This window comes from Arthrobacter sp. TmtSoilC48, from assembly GCF_059739425.1.
In genome coordinates, this window is the sequence record NZ_AP046049.1 from 1,800,482 (window position 1) to 1,821,955 (window position 21,474).

The following is a 21,474-nucleotide window of genomic DNA, read 5'->3' on the forward strand; positions in this document are numbered from 1 at the left end:
TTTGACGGATGCTCTCTCAGTTCCGTCGCCCTTTTGACGGATGCTCTCTCAGATCCCGCCGCTTAAACGGAAATGCTCCCGCACCAACAAACATTGGTGCGGGAGCATTCAACCGGCAACGTCGAAGCGCTACCGGGCCATAAGCTATTTCGCCTTGCCCAGGAATTCCTGGATCCGGCGGACGCCCTCGGCGAGATCGTCGTCGCCAAGTGCGTAGGACAGGCGAACATAGCCTGACGGGCCGAATGCCTCGCCGGGAACGATCGCTACTTCAACCTCGTCGAGGATCAACGTGGCGAGTTCCGCGGATGTCGTAGGGCGGACCGGGCCGTTGGAAGTTTCGAATTCCTTACCCAGCAGACCGCGGACGTCCGCGTACACGTAGAAGGCGCCGGTCGGCGTCGGGCATTCCACGCCGTCAATCGCGTTCAGGCCGGCCACGATCGCCTTGCGGCGGCGGTCGAACGCGACCTTCATTTCGTCGACGGCGGTCAACGGACCCGTGAGGGCAGCGGCGGCCGCGACCTGCATGATGTTCGAAACGTTGGATGTCGCGTGCGACTGCAGGTTGGTGGCAGCCTTGATGACGTCGGCCGGGCCGATCATCCAGCCCACGCGCCAGCCTGTCATGGCGTAGGTCTTGGCCACGCCGTTGAGGATGACAACTTTGTCGCCAAGCTCCGGTGCTGCGGTGGCGATGGAGGTGAACTTCACGCCGTCATAGGTCAGGTGCTCGTAGATTTCGTCGGTGACAACCCACAGGCCCTTGGAAGCGGCCCACTTGCCGATCTCCGCAACCTGCTCCGGGCTGTATACAGCGCCGGTCGGGTTGGACGGGGACACGAACAGCAGGATCTTGGTCTTGTCCGTGACAGCGGCTTCAAGCTGCTCGATGGTCACGAGGTAGCCCTGCTCGGGTCCGGCGAATACCTCCACCGGAACGCCCCCCGCGAGACGGATGGCCTCCGGATAAGTGGTCCAGAAGGGCGTGGGGATGATGACTTCGTCGCCCGGGTCAACCAAGGTGGCGAAGGTGTTGTAGACAGCCTGCTTGCCGCCGTTGGTCACCAGGACCTGCGACGGGTCCACTTTGTAGCCGGAGTCCCGGAGGGTTTTATCGGCGATGGCCTTCTTCAGCTCGGGAAGCCCGGCAGCGGGGGAGTAGCGGTGGTACTTCGGCTGGGCAGCAGCCTCGATTGCTGCCTTGACGATGTAATCCGGGGTGGGGAAATCGGGTTCGCCGGCTCCGAAACCGATCACGGGGCGCCCCGCGGCCTTCAGTGCCTTGGCCTTGGCGTCAACGGCAAGGGTGGCGGACTCGGCAATAGCGGAGATTCGTTGTGAAATGCGGGCGGCAGGTGTTCCGGCAGACATCTATGTACCGTTCTTCGCAGGCAGCTCGTGGGCTGGATGATGGGATTCGACGTAAACTACCTTATGCTGTTCTGCGGAGCTCCCGGGCGCCTGCTGGACAATGTGACTGATAATGCTGCTCACATTGATTCATAAGCGGCCGGAAGGCCCGAAATTAGTCCGGTTCGACTATCGCGAAGTTCTTGCGTAGACTGGTTCACCGGTGTTGAAAAGCACCACAGGCTGAAGTGCGGCCTGAAACATGGATTCGATCCATAGGGTAGTGGCGCAATTGGTAGCGCAGCGGTCTCCAAAACCGCAGGTTGCAGGTTCGAGTCCTGTCTGCCCTGCGCAAGCTGTTCCGGCGGAAACGCCGGGGCAAGCGCAGCAACCATGGCTCTGATCAGAGCCGGGTCAAACGACTTTGCAAGGTGAGTGAGGACCAGGTGACCGAAACGGCTGCTAGCAGCTCAAAGGGCCGTCCTGCCAAGAAAGCCGATGCCGGCTTCTTTGCCCGAATTGCACTCTTCATCCGCCAGGTTATCGGCGAATTGAAGAAGGTCGTTGCCCCGACCCGCAAGGAACTGATCAATTACACGGTCGTGGTGCTGGTGTTCGTAGCCATCATGATGCTCATCGTCACCCTGCTGGACCTTGCGTTCGGCACGGGAGTGAGCTGGGTCTTCGGTGGGTCAGGCGCTACGGACCGCTGAGCGGATCTGTCCGCAAACCGCGCGAAATTCCTTGGTAACTCAGGAATTTTGTGGGGTTTGCGGAATTGAGCCATTTAAATAGGCATGTTAGGCAATGAGGAAGCAGGAGACCAAGTGTCTGAGCAGGAGCTTGAGGTAAACGAGGCTGAGCTGGATGGGCCCGCTGAAAGCACGGACGACGCCGCGGCTGAGGCTGCGGAAGAGTCGGAGGCTGACTCTGCTGCGCCCGAATCTGCCGACGTCGATGATTCCGAAGAGGATTTCGAGTCCGACGTAGACGCTGAGTCTGATGACGAGTCCGACTCTGACGACGAGTCCGACGTCGACGCTGCGGATGTCTCGCTGGAAGCCGCTGCCGCTGCAGCGCCCGCGGATCCGGCTGAGGAATTCAAGGCCAAGCTTCGCCGCCAGGAGGGTGACTGGTACGTCATCCACTCCTACGCCGGTTACGAAAACCGCGTGAAGGCCAACCTCGAGACCCGCATCCAGACGCTGGACATGGAAGATTACATCTTCGAAATCCAGGTCCCGATGGAAGAAGTCGTCGAGATCAAGAACGCGCAGCGCAAGGTAATCAACCGCGTCCGCATCCCCGGTTACGTCCTGGTCCGCATGGACCTGACCGACGCTTCCTGGGGCGCCGTTCGCCACACCCCCGGCGTCACTGGCTTCGTTGGCAACGCCCACAACCCGGTCCCGCTGCGCCTTGACGAGGTCTTCTCCATGCTCGCCCCGGTCTTCGAAGAAGAGCAGGCCGAGAAGGGCAAGCCGGTCAACAAGCAGAGCCAGGCTCCCGTGGCTGTCGACTTCGAGGTCGGCGAGTCCGTCATCGTCAAGGAAGGCCCGTTCGAGACCCTTCCGGCAACGATCTCCGAGATCAAGCCCGAGTCCCAGACCCTCGTGGTCCTGGTCTCGATCTTCGAGCGCGAAACCCCGGTTACGCTCGCATTCAACCAGGTCACCAAGATCTAGCTGATTCCAAGATTTCGCTCCCGTTCCGCCTGCTTTGCGGTTCGGAAGCGGCCGGCCGCCTTGCCATGGCGGCCACAAACCTGGGACGCGCTCCTGTGTCCCAGGAAGCTATTGAGAGAAGGACCCTACATTGGCTCCCAAGAAGAAGGTCACCGGCCTCATCAAGCTGCAGATCCAGGCAGGTGCCGCTAACCCGGCTCCGCCGATCGGTCCTGCGCTTGGCCAGCACGGTGTCAACATCATGGAATTCTGCAAGGCGTACAACGCTGCAACGGAATCCCAGCGCGGAAACGTTATCCCGGTTGAAATCACGGTCTACGAAGACCGTTCCTTCACCTTCATCACCAAGACCCCGCCGGCTGCAGAGCTCATCAAGAAGGCTGCAGGCGTTGCCAAGGGTTCGGCTACCCCGCACACCGTCAAGGTTGCCAAGCTGACCCAGGCCCAGGTCGAAGAGATTGCTTCCACCAAGATGGAAGACCTGAACGCCAACGACATCGCGGCTGCTGCCAAGATCATCGCTGGTACCGCCCGTTCCATGGGTATCACCGTCGAATAGTCGAGGAATGCACGGACGGTGCGGGCTGAGGAACGAAGCACTCGCCGGAAGTGAGTCCCGGAGACTTTCGACAAATAGACGCAGCAGAGGGCTAATTTCAGCCTTCACCCGCCGGGCAACCGGCATCTGAAACATTAAAATGTCGCAGGATCCTTGCCGGATCCACGACTTGTGGCAGGGCCCAGCGCGGTCCGCAGACCACAACTGCACAAGGAGAAATAAGCAGCATGGCAAAGCGCAGCAAAGCATATGAGGCAGCCGTAGCCAAGATCGAGGCAGACAAGGTCTACGCCCCGTTCGAGGCAATCACCCTCGCGAAGGACACCAACCCTTCCAAGTTCGACGCAACCGTTGAGGTCGCTTTCCGTCTGGGCGTTGACCCGCGTAAGGCCGACCAGATGGTCCGTGGCACCGTCAACCTGCCGCACGGCACCGGTAAGACCGCCCGCGTCCTCGTTTTCGCAACCGGCGACAAGGCTGAGGCAGCAATTGCTGCCGGCGCCGACTTCGTTGGTTCTGATGACCTGATCGAAAAGATCGCAGCCGGCTGGACCGACTTCGACGCCGCCGTGGCAACCCCTGACCTCATGGGTAAGGTTGGCCGCCTCGGTAAGGTCCTCGGCCCGCGTAACCTCATGCCGAACCCGAAGACCGGTACGGTTACCCCGGATGTCACCAAGGCTGTCAACGACATCAAGGGCGGCAAGATCGACTTCCGCGTCGACAAGCACTCGAACCTGCACTTCATCATCGGCAAGGTGTCCTTCGACGCCCAGAAGCTGGCTGAGAACTACGCAGCTGCACTGGAAGAGGTGCTTCGTTTGAAGCCGTCCGCTTCCAAGGGCCGCTACATCCAGAAGGCTACGGTTGCAACCACGTTCGGTCCGGGCATCACCGTTGACCCGAACGTCACCAAGGTTCTCACCGAGGCGTAAGCTTCGCGAGTTCAAACTCTGAGAGGGACCGTCCGGCATTGCCGGGCGGTCCCTTTTTCATGGGTTCGTGCAGGCTGGCCGTGACTTGTTTGCCACCCCAAGCGGCCGTAGGCTGTGGGGCGTGGCGTCGTCGTCGAACTTTTCCGCCAACGGCGGGCTCACCATAGAAAGGCTTCCTGTTCCGCACGGTCCGGAGGCCACTGCCTCAACGGACTTCAAAGCCTTCCATGCGTTACGCATCGCCCATGAGCTTGCTTTGTGGGGAAACCTGGACCATTCGGCCACATTGGCCGAGTCGTTCATGTTCTGGCAGGGCAACGAATACGAGGAGCGGCACGTCTACCTGGCCCGCTTGGACGGCATTATGGTGGGCAGCGGATCGCTGACCCTGCCGTTGAGCGAGAACACGACGACGGCGGGTGTGGACGTCGTCGTTGACGCAGCTTTCCGGCGGCGCGGCATCGGGACGATGATCCTTGAAGTTCTCGAAAAGGCGGCAGTGGAGCGGAACCGTACTTCCCTTGACGGATACTGCGGCGAGCCAATCGGGCCTGTTATTGCGGGCGAGGCGCTGTTGGAGGCAAAGTCCGGCACGGGTGGCGTGCCCCTGAACGCGGCATCGACCCGCTTTGCCGTGCACCATGGCTATTCCCTGGAACAGGTCGAAACCAGCAGCATCTTGACTCTGCCGGTTGATGAGGCGCACCTGGTTGAACTCGAAGTCGAGGCGCTGCGCCGGGCAACTGAGTACAACATCGTCGGTTGGATGAACGAATGCCCGGACGAACTCGTGGACAGTTTTGCCAGGCTCAAGAGCCTCATGAGCACGGAGGTGCCCATTGCCGGTCTGGGGTGGGAAGGCGAAGAGTGGGACGCCGTGCGGGTTCGGCGTGAGGAATCCACGTGGCGGGCAAGTGGCATGGACTCGGTTGTGGCTGCTGCCCGGCACCGCCCGAGCGGGGAGCTGGCGGCCTATACGGTCCTGACCCACCGTGAGGCGCTGCCGGCGGTCGTCAGCCAGGAAGACACGCTGGTGGCTCCCGGCCACCGGGGACACGGCCTTGGCATGCTGGTCAAAATCGCCAATCTTCGGAGGGCAGAAAGTCTTTGGCCGGACGCCACAGGCGTCATGACATGGAACGCCAATGAAAACCGGCATATGCTGGCCATAAATATCGCCCTTGGATTCAAGCCTTCCGGTTTTGAAGGCGAATGGCAGAAACGGCTGGGATGACTGTACACGAGGCGAAGACCGTTGTTGTCGAGCAGCTATGGGTGCCGGACAATCTGGACAGCCCCAAGGCAAGGGATTTCCTGGACGCCGTGGAAGTGGCGCGACGGGTCCGGATGCAGACCTGGGGCAGCGATGACCTGGCTTACACACCCCTGGAGAAGCTGCTTGAGTTCTCCGACCCCTATGAGCGCCAGATCATCCTGGTAGCCAAGGTGGACGGGGTCATCGTGGGAACAGTGGACATTGCGCTGCCGCTCGCGGACAACATGGACCTTGCGGAGTTCACCCTGGATATTCTCCCGGAGTATCAGAGCCAGGGAGTTGGACGTCAACTCCTGGAGGCCGCAGAGCAGTTGGCACGTTCTGAGGGCCGCACCATGGTTTTGGTGGACACGAACCACCCGGCAACTTCGCTCACCGAGATACCTGAAGACCAGTTGATTCCCGGCAGCGGCCCGGGCTTCGTTCCTGTCAGCAGCAGGGAAGTGGACTTTGCCCAGCGGGCCGGTTACACCCTTCAGCACATCGAGCAATTCAGTTCCTGCGTGCTGCCGCTGGATTCCAAGCTGGTTGCGGATCTTCAAGCAGAGGCCGAGGAAGCGAACGCTGACCGCTACAGGCTGCACCATTGGACTGACCGGTGCCCTGAGGCTTGGTTGGAGGCCGTGGCTGAGCTGGAAAACGCCGCGGGGGAGGTTGTCCACGGTGAGGACGGCGAGGAAGAAGACTCCGCTGTTGAGGTTACCGGCATGGTCTTCGACGCCGCGGTTTTACGCGAAACCGAAGACGCCGCATTGGCGCAGGGCCGGCGCACGGTGGTTACCGCCGTCGAGCATATTGAGAGCGGGCGGCTGGCCGGATTGACCACCATCAGCGTCCTCGCGCACCGTCAGGACGTTGTTTTCCAGGACGATACTTTGGTCCTGCAGGAACACCGCGGCAACAAGTTGGGCCTGCTGATCAAGGTGGCAAACATGGAAAGGCTCAGCGAGCAATTTCCTGATGCCCGGGTCATTTACACCTGGAACGCACCGGAAAACCGGTACCTCCTGACCGTGAACAAGCAATTGGGATTTACGACGGCGGGAGTCACCGGGCTCTGGCAAAAGGAGCTTCCCGATCGGGGGCCGAAGGTCACGTCGTCGGAGTAGCCAGCCAGGCATCCCACGGGGGGGAGCGCGACGTCGATTTGGTTTGCTGATCGGTCTCCCGTAACCTTGAAGTACCAAAGACCGTCGGTTGATGGGAATCCACTCTTTCGAGCGCAGCTCAATTCTGCAGCGACGCCCCTGAGAACAAAGTGCATTCCTTGACGAAGGACCCTGAACATAGGGCGGCCGGCGCAGGTGAACGAAGCAAGTCTCCGCAGTGCAAACTGTGTTGAGCCAAGCCCCGTGCATCTGCGCGGGGCGTTTTTAGTTTTAGCTCTCGTGAGCGGGGACCCGGAAGACCGGCTTTATTCCCCGGAAGGAGGGTTATGACAACGCCTAGCAAGGTCTCCGCAGTTGCAGAGATCACCAACGATTTCAAGGAATCGAACGCGGCTGTCCTGACCGAATACCGCGGGCTCACTGTTGCACAGCTCAAGGAACTGCGTGTTGCGCTCGGCCAGGACACCAAGTTCTCGGTCGTCAAGAACACCCTGAGTGCCATTGCGGCCAAGGAAGCCGGAGTTGAAGCATTCAACGACCAGCTTGCAGGCCCCACTGCAATCGCCTTTATCAAGGGTGACGCTGTTGCTGCTGCCAAGAGCCTGACGGACTTTGCCAAGGCCAACAAGCAGCTGGTTATCAAGACCGGTTACTTCGAAGGCAAGGCATTGGATGCACAGGGTGTTGCCGCACTGGCAGCCCTCGAGTCCCGCGAACTGCAGCTTGCACGTGTTGCTGGTGTCCTTAAGGCTCCTGCTTCCGCTGCTGCCCGCATCATTGACGCTCTGCGCCTCAAGCTTGAAGAAGAGGGCGGCGCACCTGCACCGGCCGCTGAAGAAGCCCCGGCTGAAGAGGCTGCTGCTGAAGAGGTTGCGGCTCCGGCCGAAGCCGCTGAAGCCGCAACCGAAGAGAACTAAGTTCTCCCCCCAATCAAACTCAGGTGCATGGATCGGCTTTGCCCGGATCTGCACCAACTAATGGAAGGACGCCACCATGGCGAAGCTCAGCAACGAAGAGCTCATTGAAGCTTTCAAGGAACTGACCATCATCGAGCTCTCCGAGTTCGTCAAGCTCTTCGAAGAGACCTTCGAAGTTACGGCTGCTGCTGTTGCAGTTGCCGGCCCCGCCGCTGGCGGTGCTGCTGAAGCTGCTGAAGAGAAGACTGACTTCGACGTCATCCTCGAAGCTGCTGGCGACAAGAAGATCGCAGTGATCAAGGAAGTTCGCGCCATCACTTCCCTCGGCCTCAAGGAAGCCAAGGACCTGGTTGACAGCGCACCGAAGGCTGTTCTCGAAGGCGCCACCAAGGAAGCCGCAGAGAAGGCAAAGGCTCAGCTCGAAGAAGCTGGCGCAACGGTTACCCTCAAGTAACTCGTCTTGCTTGTGGAAGCCCCGTCCGGTTCGCCGGGCGGGGCTTCCTGCTTTAAACAAGCAACGCGGGGTCACTTACGGCCCATCCCATGGGGAATTACCGGCCGTAAGTGACCCCGCGTTGCCTTAAGCGGGTTCGCTGATGTCCGCAACGATGGCATTGAGCGCGGACGTGAGGGCGTCCGCGTCCACGAATGCACTCCTGCCATGGGCTCCGGCACCCATCGAGATGCGGCGTCCGGTGATAGTGGCATCCGCATACACTGGCCAGGGCGTGGTACTTCCCAGGGGAGTGATGGTCCCGCGCTCATAGCCGGTTGCGGCCAGGGCAACATCGGCGTGCGGCAGCGAGAGCTTGTTGACGCCCACCAATGCCCGCAACTTGGGCCAGGAGATCTGCCGGTCGCCGGGGATCAGCGCGAAGAGGAAGCTGCCGTCGCGATGCTTGACCACGAGCGACTTCACGATGTCCCCGGGACTGATCCCGAGGATGCCTGCGGCCTCCTCAAGGCTTTTGGCGGCAGGGCGCTCGACGACGTCCACGTCCAGTCCGCGCGCGGCGGCGTCGGACAGGAACCGTTCGGCCCCGTTCATTTGAGGTTCCACCACGTCCTGTGCCATTAATCGCGGTACAGCAGGAGAGCTTCGCCCTGGCCACCGCCGCCACAGAGGGATACAGCAGCCTTGCCGGTTCCCCTGCGCTTGAGTTCGTGGGCCGCGTGCAGGGCCAGCCGGGCGCCGGAAGCACCGATCGGATGCCCGAGCGCGATTGCGCCACCGTGGATGTTGCACTTCTCCAGCGGGTAGCTCAAGTCCTTCAATGATTGGACCGCCACAGAGCCGAAGGCTTCGTTAATCTCGATGAAGTCCAGGTCCTCGGCAGTCCATCCGGCCCGCTTCAATGCTTGCGAAATAGCGTTGGATGGCTGGGAGTGCAGTGAGTTGTCCGGGCCGGCCACCTGGCCGGGTTTGCCTACGACCGCAAGGTATTCCAGCCCGTTGTCCGTGGCAAAGCGGCGACTTGTCAGCACGAGTGCGGAGGCGCCGTCGGACAGGGGAGAGGAGTTGCCGGCGGTAATGGTGCCGTCCGTGGCGAAGGCGGCCTTCAAAGGGGCAAGGGTTTCCAGGGTCGTGTTCGGACGAACGCCCTCGTCCGAGGTGAGGGTTACCGGATCCCCCTTGCGCTGCTTCACGCTCACGGGAGCGATTTCGACGTCGAAAATTCCCTCAGCGATTGCGGCAGCAGCGCGCTGGTGGGAAGCCGCAGCAACTTCGTCCTGCGCACGGCGGTCAATGCCCAGCGTTACGTTCTTGGTTTCTGTGGACAAGCCCATGGACTGGCCATCGAACGCATCCGTGAGTCCATCATGGGCGGCAACGTCCAACGCCTGGATCGCGCCGTAGGTCCAACCCTGCCGGGAACCGGGGAGCAGGTGCGGGGCGCGCGTCATCGATTCCTGGCCGCCGGCCACAACTACGGTGGCGTCCCCGCTGCGGATCATCCGGGCGGCATCAATGACAGCCGTGAGGCCGGAGAGGCAAACCTTGTTGATGGTGACGGCAGGGATGTTCCAGCCAACGCCTGCCGCGATAGCGCTCTGCCGTGCAGGATTCTGGCCAGCGCCCGCTTGCAGCACCTGTCCCATGATGACGGCGTCCACTTGTTCGGCTTTTACGCCGCTGGCCGCCAGTGCGGCGCTGATGGCGTGGGCGCCGAGGTCGACGGCGGTGAATCCGGCAAGCTGCCCATTCAGCCGACCCTGTGGGGTACGGGAAGCGGCAAGGATGACAACGTCATTGTCGTCAGCGGAGTTGTTCATGGTCTCTCTTCCGATCCGTGGTGGTGTAGCCAAGGCTATCGCGCTGCGTGCGCCAGCCTATCCTTTTCAACGCTCGTACCTGTCGCTGGATTCCATGCCGGGAGATTTCACGACGGGCCCGGTGCCTTGGTCCGCCAGATGCTCCGGGCAAGGTCCGTGGACCGCGCATAGGTGCCTGCGGCAACAGTGCTTGCATTCACGGACAATCTGGGGTAGACAGGAAGGCTACTTTGCCGTATCGTAGATATTTGCGTCTTCCCTGTTAACCTTCAGCCTTCATATAGCGGTGGGCTTTACCTCTCAGCTGCGACATTGACGTGCCGTTCACAACGTGCACTGCCATGTGCGGACTGGGTCCGGGTCATATAGCGGAACCGGAATAAGTATGCTGCGGAGCACTCTGCATCATGCAAACGGGGGAGATCTGAAAACGCCTGAAGGTCTGTGGAAGGATCCCTCTTGGTCGCCTCGAGCACCTCTAATAACGAAACCGCTAACACGGCAAGCACCGATGGTGCCACTCGCCGCCTCTCATTCGCAAAGATTCACGAACCCCTTGATGTTCCGAATCTTCTCGCCCTGCAGACGGACAGCTTTGACTGGCTCGTCGGAAACGAACGCTGGCAGGCGCGGGTAGCGAAGGCTGTCGAGGAGGGCGACCTCAGCGTCGCCACCACCTCCGGACTTGCCGACATCTTCGAAGAGATCTCCCCCATCGAGGACTTCCAGGGCACTATGTCCCTGAGCTTCTCCGAGCCGGAGTTCGCTGATCCGAAGTACACCATGGCCGAATGCAAAGACCGTGACGCCACTTACTCGGCACCGCTGTATGTCAAGGCCGAGTTCATGAACAACAACACGGGCGAAATCAAGCAGCAGACCGTGTTCATGGGCGACTTCCCCCTCATGACTGAAAAGGGAACGTTCGTCGTCAACGGCACCGAGCGTGTCGTTGTCTCCCAGCTGGTCCGCTCGCCGGGCGCCTACTTCGAGCGCACTGCGGACAAGACCAGTGACAAGGACATCTTCACTGCGAAGATCATCCCGTCCCGCGGTGCATGGTTCGAACTCGAAATCGACAAGCGCGACCAGGTCGGCGTCCGCCTCGACCGCAAGCGCAAGCAGTCGGTCACCGTTCTGCTGAAGGCCCTCGGTTGGACCGAAGGCCAGATCCTGGAAGAGTTCGGCCAGTACGACTCCATGCGTGCAACGCTGGAGAAGGACGCCACCGAAACCCGCGAAGACGCGCTTCTGGACATCTACCGCAAGCTGCGTCCGGGCGAGCCGCCCACCGTCGAGGCTGCCCAGTCCCTGCTGGACAACCTGTACTTCAACGCCAAGCGTTATGACCTCGCCAAGGTTGGCCGTTACAAGATCAACCGCAAGCTCGGCATCGACCGCTCCCTTGGTGACAAGGAAGCTTCGGTACTGCACGTCGAAGACATCGTCGCCATGATCAAGTTCCTCGTTGCGCTGCACGCCGGCGAGAAGACCCTCATGGGCAAGCGCGATGGCGAAGACCACGAGCTCCGCGTCGAGATCGATGACATAGACCACTTCGGCAACCGTCGCATCCGCGCCGTTGGCGAACTGATCGAAAACCAGGTCCGCACCGGCCTTTCCCGCATGGAGCGTGTTGTTCGCGAACGCATGACCACGCAGGACGTCGAGGCCATCACGCCGCAGACGCTGATCAACATCCGCCCGGTTGTCGCTGCCATCAAGGAGTTCTTCGGAACCTCCCAGCTGTCGCAGTTCATGGACCAGAACAACCCGCTTTCGGGTCTGACCCACAAGCGCCGCCTGTCGGCTCTTGGCCCGGGTGGTCTTTCCCGTGACCGCGCAGGCATGGAAGTTCGAGACGTTCACCCGTCCCACTACGGACGTATGTGCCCCATCGAAACCCCTGAAGGCCCGAACATTGGTCTGATCGGTTCGCTGGCTTCCTACGGCCGCATCAATCCGTTCGGTTTCATTGAGACGCCTTACCGCCTCGTTTCCAACGGCGTGGTCTCGGACGAGGTCCAGTACCTCACCGCGGACGACGAAGCTGAAGTCCTGATCGCACAGGCCAACGCTCCGCTGGACGCTGACAAGAAGTTCTCGGAAGAGACCGTCCTTGTCCGTGCCCGTGGTGGTGGAGGCGAGCCGGTCCTGGTTCCCGCTGCCGAAGTTCAGTTCATGGACGTTTCCCCGCGCCAGATGGTGTCCGTGGCAACCGCCCTGATCCCGTTCCTCGAGCATGACGATGCCAACCGTGCACTCATGGGTGCCAACATGCAGCGCCAGGCTGTGCCGCTGGTCCGTTCCGAGGCTCCTTTCGTGGGTACCGGCATGGAGCGCGCAGCAGCAGTCGACGCCGGTGACGTTGTCATCGCGAAGAAGGCCGGTGTAGTCACCGAGGTTTCCGCTGAGCTCGTTGTCATGATCAACGACGACGGCACGGAGACCAACTACCGCATCAACAAGTTCGCCCGCTCCAACCAGGGCAACTGCTACAACCACCGTGTCCTGGTCAACGAAGGCCAGCGCCTGGAAGTCGGCGGCATCATCGCCGATGGTCCCGCAACGGACCAGGGTGAACTCGCCCTCGGTAAGAACCTGCTCGTGGCATTCATGTCATGGGAAGGCCACAACTTCGAGGATGCCATCATCCTGTCCCAGCGCATTGTTGCTGAGGACGTTCTTTCCTCCATCCACATCGAGGAGCACGAGATCGATGCCCGCGACACCAAGCTTGGTGCCGAGGAAATCACCCGTGACATCCCCAACGTGTCCGAGGAAGTCCTGGCAGGCCTGGACGAGCGCGGCATCATCCACATCGGTGCAGAGGTTGAAGCAGGAGACATCCTGGTCGGAAAGGTCACACCCAAGGGTGAAACCGAACTGACTCCGGAAGAGCGTCTTCTCCGCGCCATCTTCGGTGAGAAGTCCCGCGAAGTCCGCGACACCTCCCTGAAGGTTCCCCACGGCGAGTCCGGTACGGTCATCGGCGTCCGCGTCTTCGACCGCGACAACGACGACGAACTGCCCCCGGGCGTGAACCAGCTGGTCCGCGTCTATGTTGCAGCCAAGCGCAAGATCACCGACGGCGACAAGCTCGCCGGCCGTCACGGCAACAAGGGTGTTATCTCCAAGATCCTTCCGATCGAGGACATGCCCTTCCTTGCAGACGGTACCCCGGTGGACATCGTCCTGAACCCGCTTGGTGTTCCGGGTCGTATGAACGTTGGCCAGGTCCTGGAAACCCACCTCGGTTGGGTTGCGAAGACCGGTTGGAAGATCGAAGGCGAGCCGGAGTGGGTCAAGAACCTGCCCAACCTGCCCCGTGAAACCGGCCAGACCACCGTTGCCACCCCGGTGTTCGATGGCGCCCGCGAAGAAGAAATCACGGGCCTGCTTGACTCCACCAACGTGACCCGCGATGGCGACCGCCTGATCGATTCCTCCGGCAAGACCCGTCTGTTCGATGGCCGCTCCGGCGAGCCGTTCCCGGACCCGATCTCCGTCGGTTACATGTACATCCTGAAGCTCCACCACCTGGTGGACGACAAGATCCACGCGCGTTCCACCGGCCCGTACTCCATGATCACGCAGCAGCCGCTGGGTGGTAAGGCACAGTTCGGTGGCCAGCGCTTCGGTGAAATGGAAGTGTGGGCGCTCGAAGCTTACGGCGCTGCCTACACGCTTCAGGAACTCCTCACGATCAAGTCCGATGACATCCATGGTCGTGTGAAGGTCTACGAAGCCATCGTCAAGGGCGAGAACATCCCTGAGCCTGGCGTTCCCGAGTCCTTCAAGGTCTTGATCAAGGAAATGCAGTCGTTGTGCCTGAACGTGGAAGTTCTTTCCACCGACGGAACCACGATCGAAATGCGTGACTCTGATGACGCAGTCTTCACGGCTGCGGAAGAACTGGGCATCGATCTGTCTCGTGCAGAGCCCAGTTCCGTAGAAGAGGTCTAGTAGCCGTTCCGGTGGGCAGCAGTACTTAGCTGCCCACCGGGACAGCTCCCTCTTCCCGTAACCAAGACTTCAGAATTTAGAGAACAAGAGAGAACAGGGACCATATGTCCAGCGAATCCTCCTTCGGCCTCATGCAGATCGGCCTCGCCACCGCGGAAGACATCCGTGGCTGGTCTTACGGTGAGGTCAAGAAGCCGGAAACCATCAACTACCGCACCCTCAAGCCTGAGAAGGACGGTCTTTTCTGCGAGAAGATCTTCGGTCCTTCCCGCGACTGGGAATGCTACTGCGGCAAGTACAAGCGCGTCCGCTTCAAGGGCATCATCTGTGAGCGTTGTGGCGTTGAAGTCACCCGCGCCAAGGTGCGCCGTGAGCGCATGGGCCACATCGAACTGGCTGCGCCTGTAACCCACATCTGGTACTTCAAGGGCGTTCCCTCGCGCTTGGGCTACCTGTTGGACCTGGCTCCGAAGGACCTTGAGAAGGTCATCTACTTCGCTGCCTACATGATCACCAGCGTTGACACGGAAAACCGCCACGCTGAACTGCCGAACCTCCAGGTCGAGCACGACCTCGAGAAGAAGCAGCTCGTGGACAACCGCGACAGCGACATCGCTACGATCGCCCGCGACCTTGAAGACGAGCTTGCCCGTCTTGAAGGTGAAGGTGCCAAGGCTGCCGACAAGAAGAAGGCCCGCGACTCCGCAGACCGCCAGATGGCGAACGTCCGCAAGCGTGCCGACGCCGATATCGAGCGCCTTGAGCAGGTCTGGGACCGCTTCAAGAACCTCAAGGTCGCTGACCTTGAGGGTGACGAGGGCCTGTACCGCGAACTGCGTGACCGCTACGGCATGTACTTCGAAGGCTCCATGGGTGCCGAGGCCATCAAGAAGCGCCTTGAGACCTTTGACATGCAGGCTGAAGCCGAGTCGCTGCGCGACACCATCCAGAACGGCAAGGGCCAGCGCAAGACGCGTGCCCTGAAGCGCCTGAAGGTTGTCAACGCATTCCTGACCACCAACAACAGCCCCCTCGGCATGGTTCTGGACGCCGTCCCGGTGATCCCGCCGGAACTGCGCCCGATGGTCCAGCTGGATGGTGGCCGCTTCGCGACCTCCGACCTCAACGACCTCTACCGCCGTGTGATCAACCGCAACAACCGACTCAAGCGACTGCTTGACCTCGGTGCTCCGGAGATCATCGTCAACAACGAGAAGCGCATGCTTCAGGAAGCTGTTGACAGCCTCTTCGACAACGGTCGTCGTGGCCGCCCCGTCACGGGTCCGGGCAACCGTCCGCTGAAGTCCCTGAGCGACATGCTCAAGGGCAAGCAGGGTCGTTTCCGCCAGAACCTGCTCGGCAAGCGCGTCGACTACTCCGGCCGTTCGGTCATCGTCGTTGGCCCGCAGCTGAAGCTGCACCAGTGTGGTCTGCCCAAGCAGATGGCGCTGGAGCTCTTCAAGCCGTTCGTGATGAAGCGCCTGGTTGACCTCAACCACGCACAGAACATCAAGTCGGCAAAGCGCATGGTCGAGCGTTACCGTCCGCAGGTTTGGGACGTGCTGGAAGAGATCATCACCGAACACCCGGTGCTGCTCAACCGTGCACCTACCCTTCACCGCCTCGGCATCCAGGCCTTCGAACCGCAGCTTGTGGAAGGCAAGGCAATCCAGCTTCACCCGCTGGTTTGTGGCGCCTTCAACGCTGACTTCGACGGCGACCAGATGGCAGTGCACCTGCCGCTGAGCCCGGAAGCCCAAGCCGAAGCCCGCATCCTGATGCTGTCCTCGAACAACATCCTGAAGCCGTCCGATGGCCGCCCGGTTACCCTGCCTTCGCAGGATATGATCATCGGCCTGTACCACCTGACCACCAAGCGCGTCGGCTCTGCCGGCGAAGGCCGCATCTTCTCCTCGGTTTCGGAAGCCATCATGGCGTACGACGCCCGTGATCTGCACCTGAACTCCCAGGTCAAGATCCGTCTGGACAACTTCGTGCCTTACGCCGGTTGGGAAGCTCCGGAAGGTTGGGAGCCGGGTCAGCCTGCTCTCGTCCAGACCTCCCTGGGCCAGGTCATCTTCAACCAGACGCTGCCTGAGGATTACCCGTGGGTTGAGGCTGTTGCCGACAAGGGCGAACTGTCCCGGATCGTCAACGACCTCGCTGAGCGCTACCCGAAGGTTGTCACGGCTGCCACGCTGGACAACCTGAAGGATGCCGGTTTCTACTGGGCAACCCGCTCGGGCGTTACCGTGGCTATCTCCGACATCGAGGTGCCGACCTCCAAGCCCGCCATCCTGGCTGGTTACGAGAACATGGCTGCCAAGATCCAGGGCCAGTACGACAAGGGCCTGATCGACGACGACGAGCGTCGCCAGGAACTGATCGAGATCTGGAACAAGGCCACCAACGAGATCGCCCAGGCGATGCGTGACAGCCTGTCCCCGATGAACACCATCAACCGCATGGTGTCCTCCGGCGCACGTGGTAACTGGATGCAGGTTCGCCAGATCGCGGGTATCCGTGGTCTTGTGGCCAACCCGAAGGGTGAGATCATCCCACGCCCGATCAAGTCCTCCTACCGCGAGGGCCTGTCGGTGTTGGAATACTTCATCGCCACGCACGGTGCCCGTAAGGGTCTGGCCGATACCGCTCTCCGTACCGCCAACTCGGGTTACCTGACCCGTCGTCTGGTGGACGTTTCGCAGGACGTCATCGTCCGCGAAGAGGACTGCGGTACCGAACGCGGTCTGCTCACGCCGATCGCCGTGCCGGATTCCAACGGTGAGCTCGTCCTGGACGAGAACGTCGAGAACAGCGCCTACGCACGTACGCTGGCCGTCGACGTCGTCGATGCCCAGGGCAACGTCCTGGCTGCCGGTGGAACCGACTGCGGCGACGTCGTTATCGACCAGCTGCTGGCTGCAGGCATCACTGAAGTCAAGGTCCGTTCCGTACTCACATGTGAGTCCAAGGTCGGCACCTGTGCACTCTGCTACGGCCGTTCGCTGGCAACTGGCAAGACCGTGGACATCGGTGAGGCCGTGGGCATCATTGCCGCACAGTCCATCGGCGAGCCCGGTACCCAGCTGACCATGCGTACGTTCCACACCGGTGGTGCCGTTTCTGCCGGTGGTGGCGACGACATCACCCAGGGTCTGCCCCGTATCCAGGAGCTCTTCGAAGCCCGTACTCCGAAGGGTGTCGCACCGATTGCTGAAGCAGCCGGCCGCATCACCATCGAAGAGTCCGAGCGCCAGATGCGCCTGGTCATCACTCCGGACGATGGTTCCGAAGAGATTGCCTACCCGGTGCTGCGCCGTTCCCGTCTCCTCATCGAGGATGGCGAGCACGTCAGCGTCGGCCAGAAGCTGATCAACGGTCCTGTGGACCCGAAGCAGGTTCTGCGCATCATGGGTCCCCGTGCCGCACAGAAGTTCCTTGTGGACGAGGTCCAGGGCGTTTACCGCAGCCAGGGTATTGGTATCCACGACAAGCACGTCGAGGTTATCGTCCGCCAGATGCTGCGGCGCGTGACCGTCATCGAATCCGGCGACTCCGACCTGCTCCCTGGTGAGCTTGCAGAGCGCTCCCGCTTCGAAGACGAGAACCGCCGCGTCGTGTCCGAGGGCAAGTCCCCGGCTTCGGGTCGTCCGGAACTCATGGGTATCACCAAGGCGTCCCTGGCAACCGAGTCCTGGCTGTCGGCCGCTTCCTTCCAGGAAACCACCCGCGTCCTGACGCAGGCGGCCATGGAAGGCAAGAGCGATCCTCTGCTCGGCCTCAAGGAGAACGTCATCATCGGTAAGCTCATCCCGGCCGGTACGGGCCTGCCCCGTTACACGGAGGTCACGGTTGAGCCGACCGAGGAAGCAAAGGCAAGCCTGTTCACGGGCCCCAGCGCTTTCACGGACTTCTCCTATGACGCCCTGGGCGGCGACGGTGCTCCCGAGTTCCACGCCATCCCGCTGGATGACTACGATCTCGGCAACGACTTCCGCTGAAACCAGCAGTAGTTAATGGCTGAAGGATGGGCCCCGCACTCTTGAGTGCGGGGCCCATCCCGTTAACGGGACGCCATACACCCGATTAAGGCCTCAGATCAAGCCGTGCTAGAATTTTGGTAATTGTTCTGTGTGGCAGTGGATGAAGGCCGCCGCAGCATCATTTTGGTTTTGTTCTCATGGTGCTGGGTGGAGCCTGTTTCCGGGTTGCGGGCAACATGCGCAACGAATGCCGCACTTTTGCACGCCTACCGGATGTTTCGGCCGGCCGCATGAGCAACGCCAAAGTTCCCACGTTTACACTGGCTGGCGCCTATGTGTGGGGGCAGAGATCAAACAACGGAGAACACGAAAGTGCCTACGATTAACCAGCTGGTCCGCAAGGGCCGCACGCCTAAGGTCTCCAAGACCAAGGCTCCCGCGCTGAAGGGCAGCCCGATGCGCCGCGGTGTTTGCACCCGCGTCTACACCACCACCCCCAAGAAGCCGAACTCGGCTCTTCGTAAGGTGGCACGTGTGCGCCTCAACGGTGGCGTTGAAGTTACCGCTTACATCCCCGGCGTTGGCCACAACCTCCAGGAGCACTCCATCGTGCTCGTCCGTGGTGGTCGTGTGAAGGACCTTCCGGGTGTCCGCTACAAGATCGTCCGCGGCGCACTCGACACCCAGGGTGTCAAGAACCGCAAGCAGGCCCGCAGCCGTTACGGCGCAAAGATGGAGAAGAAGTAATATGCCTCGCAAGGGTCCGGCCCCGAAGCGGCCGCTAGTTTCCGATCCCGTTTACGGCTCCCCGTTGGTCACTCAGCTGATCAACAAGGTTCTGGTTGACGGCAAGAAGTCCACCGCAGAGCGCATCGTTTACGGCGCCCTCGAAGGTGCACGTGCCAAGTCCGGCGGCGACCCCGTTGCTGCCCTCAAGAAGGCCATGGACAACGTCAAGCCTTCCCTCGAGGTGCGTTCACGCCGTGTTGGTGGCGCCACCTACCAGGTTCCGGTTGAGGTCAAGCCGGGTCGCTCCACCGCCCTCGCCCTGCGTTGGCTCGTGGGCTACTCCAAGGCCCGCCGCGAGAAGACCATGACCGAGCGTCTCCAGAACGAAATCCTGGATGCCTCGAACGGTCTCGGTGCCGCTGTCAAGCGTCGCGAAGACACCCACAAGATGGCCGAGTCCAACAAGGCCTTCGCACACTACCGCTGGTAAATCCTCCCGGGCGCCGTCGGCTCAACCGAGCCGGCGGCGAACGTGTAGTCCATCCGAAAGGGAGACCCCGTGGCACAGGACGTGCTTACCGACCTTAACAAGGTCCGCAATATCGGCATCATGGCCCACATCGATGCCGGCAAGACCACCACTACCGAGCGCATCCTGTTCTACACGGGTGTGAACCACAAGATCGGCGAGACGCACGACGGCGCCTCGACGACCGACTGGATGGAACAGGAAAAGGAACGCGGCATCACCATCACGTCTGCCGCCGTGACTTGCTTCTGGAACCAGAACCAGATCAACATCATCGACACCCCGGGCCACGTGGACTTCACGGTTGAGGTTGAGCGCTCCCTGCGCGTCCTCGACGGTGCTGTCGCTGTGTTCGACGGCAAGGAAGGCGTGGAGCCGCAGTCCGAGACTGTTTGGCGCCAGGCTGACAAGTACAACGTTCCGCGTATCTGCTTCGTCAACAAGATGGACAAGCTGGGTGCGGACTTCTACTTCACCGTTGACACCATCATTTCCCGCCTTGGTGCCAAGCCGCTGGTCATGCAGCTCCCGATCGGCGCTGAGAACGACTTCATCGGCGTGGTTGACCTCCTCGAAATGCGTGCCCTGGTTTGGCCTGGCGACGCAAAGGGTGACGTCACCATGGGCGCTTCCTACGAAGTGCAGGAAATTCCGGCGGACCTCCAGGCCAAGGCTGAAGAGTACCGTGCACAGCTCGTAGAGACCGTTGCGGAAGCATCCGAAGAGCTCATGGAGAAGTACCTCGAAGGTGAAGAACTCACCCTTGAGGAACTGAAGGCCGGCATCCGCAAGATGACCATCAACTCCGAGCTCTACCCCGTGTTCTGTGGCTCTGCCTTCAAGAACCGCGGCGTACAGCCGATGCTTGACGCTGTTGTCGACTTCCTGCCGAACCCGCTCGACGTCCCCGCGATGATCGGTCACGATCCCCGCGACGAAGAGAAGGAACTCACCCGCAAGCCCTCTGCAGACGAGCCGTTCTCGGCCCTCGCCTTCAAGATTGCGGCGCACCCGTTCTTCGGTCAGCTGACCTTCATCCGCGTGTACTCCGGTCACGTCGAGGCCGGCGCCCAGGTGGTCAACTCCACCAAGGGCAAGAAGGAACGCATCGGCAAGCTGTTCCAGATGCACGCCAACAAGGAAATGCCCGTTGAGGGCGCTACCGCCGGCCACATCTACGCAGCCATCGGTCTGAAGGACACCACAACGGGCGATACCCTGTGTGATGCCAACCAGCAGATCGTCCTCGAGTCCATGAGCTTCCCGGAGCCCGTGATCTCGGTTGCCATCGAGCCCAACACCAAGGGTGACCAGGAGAAGCTCTCCACGGCCATCCAGAAGCTCTCCGCTGAGGACCCGACCTTCCAGGTCTCCCTCAACGAAGACACGGGCCAGACCATCATCGCCGGCATGGGCGAGCTCCACCTGGACATCCTGGTGGACCGCATGCGCCGCGAATTCAAGGTTGAGGCAAACGTTGGCAAGCCGCAGGTTGCTTACCGCGAAACCATCAAGCGCGCTGTAGAGCGTCACGACTACACGCACAAGAAGCAGACCGGTGGTTCGGGTCAGTTCGCAAAGATCCAGATCGCGATCGAGCCGATGGACACCTCTTCCGGCGAGCTGTACGAGTTCGAGAACAAGGTCACCGGTGGCCGCGTTCCGCGCGAATACATCCCGTCCGTTGACGCTGGTATCCAGGATGCACTGAACGACGGCGTCCTGGCCGGCTACCCGGTTGTCGGCATCAAGGCCACGCTGATTGATGGCGCGTCCCACGATGTTGACTCTTCGGAAATGGCGTTCAAGATCGCCGGCCGTATGGCTTTCAAGGAAGCTGCACGCAAGGCGAACCCTGTTCTGCTCGAACCGCTGATGGATGTTGAGGTCCGCACACCTGAGGAATACATGGGTGATGTTATTGGTGACCTGAACGCCCGCCGTGGCCAGATGCAGTCCATGGAGGACGCAGCAGGTGTGAAGGTTATCCGTGCACACGTTCCGCTGTCCGGCATGTTCGGTTACATTGGCGACCTCCGTTCCAAGACGCAGGGCCGTGCCGTGTACTCCATGACGTTCAACAGCTACGCGGAGGTCCCGAAGGCTGTAGCCGACGAGATCATCCAGAAAACCCGCGGAGAGTAATCTCCCGGCAA

16 protein-coding genes and 1 tRNA gene are annotated in these 21,474 nt (G+C 61.1%); 14 read left to right on the forward strand and 3 right to left on the reverse strand.

What is annotated here, in order from left to right; all coding sequences use genetic code 11:
- Positions 1-144 precede the first annotated feature (144 nt).
- Complete coding sequence (locus AC6I97_RS08520; protein ID WP_224088330.1) at positions 145-1,374, reverse strand: pyridoxal phosphate-dependent aminotransferase; 1,230 nt, start codon at positions 1,372-1,374, stop codon at positions 145-147.
- Positions 1,375-1,630: 256 nt separating this feature from the next.
- Here AC6I97_RS08520 and AC6I97_RS08525 point away from each other — a divergent pair.
- The 9 genes from AC6I97_RS08525 (at position 1,631) to rplL (ending at position 8,288) form a co-directional block, all read left to right on the forward strand.
- Positions 1,631-1,703, forward strand: a tRNA-Trp gene (locus tag AC6I97_RS08525).
- An 81-nt stretch (positions 1,704-1,784) separates the two neighbouring features.
- The gene (secE, locus tag AC6I97_RS08530; RefSeq protein ID WP_216925074.1) at positions 1,785-2,066 is read left to right on the forward strand and encodes a preprotein translocase subunit SecE; all 282 of its coding nucleotides are present in this window, start codon (positions 1,785-1,787) and stop codon (positions 2,064-2,066) included.
- A 114-nt stretch (positions 2,067-2,180) separates the two neighbouring features.
- The gene (nusG, locus tag AC6I97_RS08535) at positions 2,181-3,038 is read left to right on the forward strand and encodes a transcription termination/antitermination protein NusG (protein ID WP_309925774.1); all 858 of its coding nucleotides are present in this window, start codon (positions 2,181-2,183) and stop codon (positions 3,036-3,038) included.
- A 130-nt stretch (positions 3,039-3,168) separates the two neighbouring features.
- On the forward strand, positions 3,169-3,597 hold the full coding sequence (gene rplK / locus AC6I97_RS08540; protein WP_021474784.1) for a 50S ribosomal protein L11: 429 nt from the start codon (positions 3,169-3,171) through the stop codon (positions 3,595-3,597).
- A gap of 227 nt (positions 3,598-3,824) precedes the next feature.
- Complete coding sequence (gene rplA, locus AC6I97_RS08545) at positions 3,825-4,532, forward strand: 50S ribosomal protein L1 (protein WP_216925076.1); 708 nt, start codon at positions 3,825-3,827, stop codon at positions 4,530-4,532.
- A 121-nt stretch (positions 4,533-4,653) separates the two neighbouring features.
- Entirely contained in the window at positions 4,654-5,766 is a 1,113-nt protein-coding gene (locus AC6I97_RS08550) for a GNAT family N-acetyltransferase (RefSeq protein WP_497944678.1), read from the forward strand.
- Positions 5,745-6,917, forward strand: coding sequence for a GNAT family N-acetyltransferase (locus AC6I97_RS08555; RefSeq protein ID WP_497944679.1), 1,173 nt, complete (start codon positions 5,745-5,747; stop codon positions 6,915-6,917). Before AC6I97_RS08550 ends, AC6I97_RS08555 begins: the two co-directional genes overlap by 22 nt.
- 326 nt (positions 6,918-7,243) lie before the next feature.
- Positions 7,244-7,834, forward strand: coding sequence for a 50S ribosomal protein L10 (rplJ, locus tag AC6I97_RS08560; protein WP_223933997.1), 591 nt, complete (start codon positions 7,244-7,246; stop codon positions 7,832-7,834).
- 76 nt (positions 7,835-7,910) lie between these two features.
- Positions 7,911-8,288, forward strand: coding sequence for a 50S ribosomal protein L7/L12 (gene rplL, locus AC6I97_RS08565; protein ID WP_223933995.1), 378 nt, complete (start codon positions 7,911-7,913; stop codon positions 8,286-8,288).
- A gap of 126 nt (positions 8,289-8,414) precedes the next feature.
- On the opposite strand, the gene AC6I97_RS08570 is transcribed toward rplL, so the two are convergent.
- Positions 8,415-8,882 carry an aminoacyl-tRNA deacylase gene (locus AC6I97_RS08570; RefSeq protein ID WP_497944680.1) on the reverse strand — a complete coding sequence of 156 codons (468 nt, stop codon included), beginning with the start codon at positions 8,880-8,882 and terminating at the stop codon, positions 8,415-8,417.
- A gap of 26 nt (positions 8,883-8,908) precedes the next feature.
- Positions 8,909-10,108 (reverse strand): acetyl-CoA C-acetyltransferase, encoded by a 1,200-nt coding sequence (locus tag AC6I97_RS08575; protein ID WP_224088322.1) that lies wholly within the window; start codon positions 10,106-10,108, stop codon positions 8,909-8,911.
- A gap of 459 nt (positions 10,109-10,567) precedes the next feature.
- Between AC6I97_RS08575 and rpoB the strand changes: the two genes are divergently transcribed.
- The 5 genes from rpoB (at position 10,568) to fusA (ending at position 21,463) form a co-directional block, all read left to right on the forward strand.
- Entirely contained in the window at positions 10,568-14,074 is a 3,507-nt protein-coding gene (rpoB, locus tag AC6I97_RS08580; protein WP_223933989.1) for a DNA-directed RNA polymerase subunit beta, read from the forward strand.
- A gap of 104 nt (positions 14,075-14,178) precedes the next feature.
- Positions 14,179-18,078 carry a DNA-directed RNA polymerase subunit beta' gene (locus AC6I97_RS08585; protein WP_224165000.1) on the forward strand — a complete coding sequence of 1,300 codons (3,900 nt, stop codon included), beginning with the start codon at positions 14,179-14,181 and terminating at the stop codon, positions 18,076-18,078.
- Positions 18,079-18,432: 354 nt separating this feature from the next.
- Positions 18,433-18,807 carry a 30S ribosomal protein S12 gene (rpsL, locus tag AC6I97_RS08590; RefSeq protein ID WP_009358312.1) on the forward strand — a complete coding sequence of 125 codons (375 nt, stop codon included), beginning with the start codon at positions 18,433-18,435 and terminating at the stop codon, positions 18,805-18,807.
- Between the two features lies 1 nt (position 18,808).
- Positions 18,809-19,279 (forward strand): 30S ribosomal protein S7, encoded by a 471-nt coding sequence (rpsG, locus tag AC6I97_RS08595; protein ID WP_003803829.1) that lies wholly within the window; start codon positions 18,809-18,811, stop codon positions 19,277-19,279.
- A 69-nt stretch (positions 19,280-19,348) separates the two neighbouring features.
- Positions 19,349-21,463, forward strand: coding sequence for an elongation factor G (gene fusA / locus AC6I97_RS08600; RefSeq protein ID WP_224088320.1), 2,115 nt, complete (start codon positions 19,349-19,351; stop codon positions 21,461-21,463).
- The last annotated feature ends 11 nt before the right edge of the window (positions 21,464-21,474 follow it).

Coding starts and splice junctions, on each gene's coding strand:
- AC6I97_RS08585 (WP_224165000.1), top strand. CDS start 14,179: ATGTCCAGCGAATCCTCCTTCGGCCTCATGCAGATCGGCCTCGCCACC.
- rplL (WP_223933995.1), top strand. CDS start 7,911: ATGGCGAAGCTCAGCAACGAAGAGCTCATTGAAGCTTTCAAGGAACTG.
- AC6I97_RS08570 (WP_497944680.1), bottom strand. CDS start 8,882: ATGAACGGGGCCGAACGGTTCCTGTCCGACGCCGCCGCGCGCGGACTG.
- rplJ (WP_223933997.1), top strand. CDS start 7,244: ATGACAACGCCTAGCAAGGTCTCCGCAGTTGCAGAGATCACCAACGAT.
- AC6I97_RS08555 (WP_497944679.1), top strand. CDS start 5,745: ATGGCAGAAACGGCTGGGATGACTGTACACGAGGCGAAGACCGTTGTT.
- AC6I97_RS08520 (WP_224088330.1), bottom strand. CDS start 1,374: ATGTCTGCCGGAACACCTGCCGCCCGCATTTCACAACGAATCTCCGCT.
- rpsG (WP_003803829.1), top strand. CDS start 18,809: ATGCCTCGCAAGGGTCCGGCCCCGAAGCGGCCGCTAGTTTCCGATCCC.
- AC6I97_RS08575 (WP_224088322.1), bottom strand. CDS start 10,108: ATGAACAACTCCGCTGACGACAATGACGTTGTCATCCTTGCCGCTTCC.
- rplA (WP_216925076.1), top strand. CDS start 3,825: ATGGCAAAGCGCAGCAAAGCATATGAGGCAGCCGTAGCCAAGATCGAG.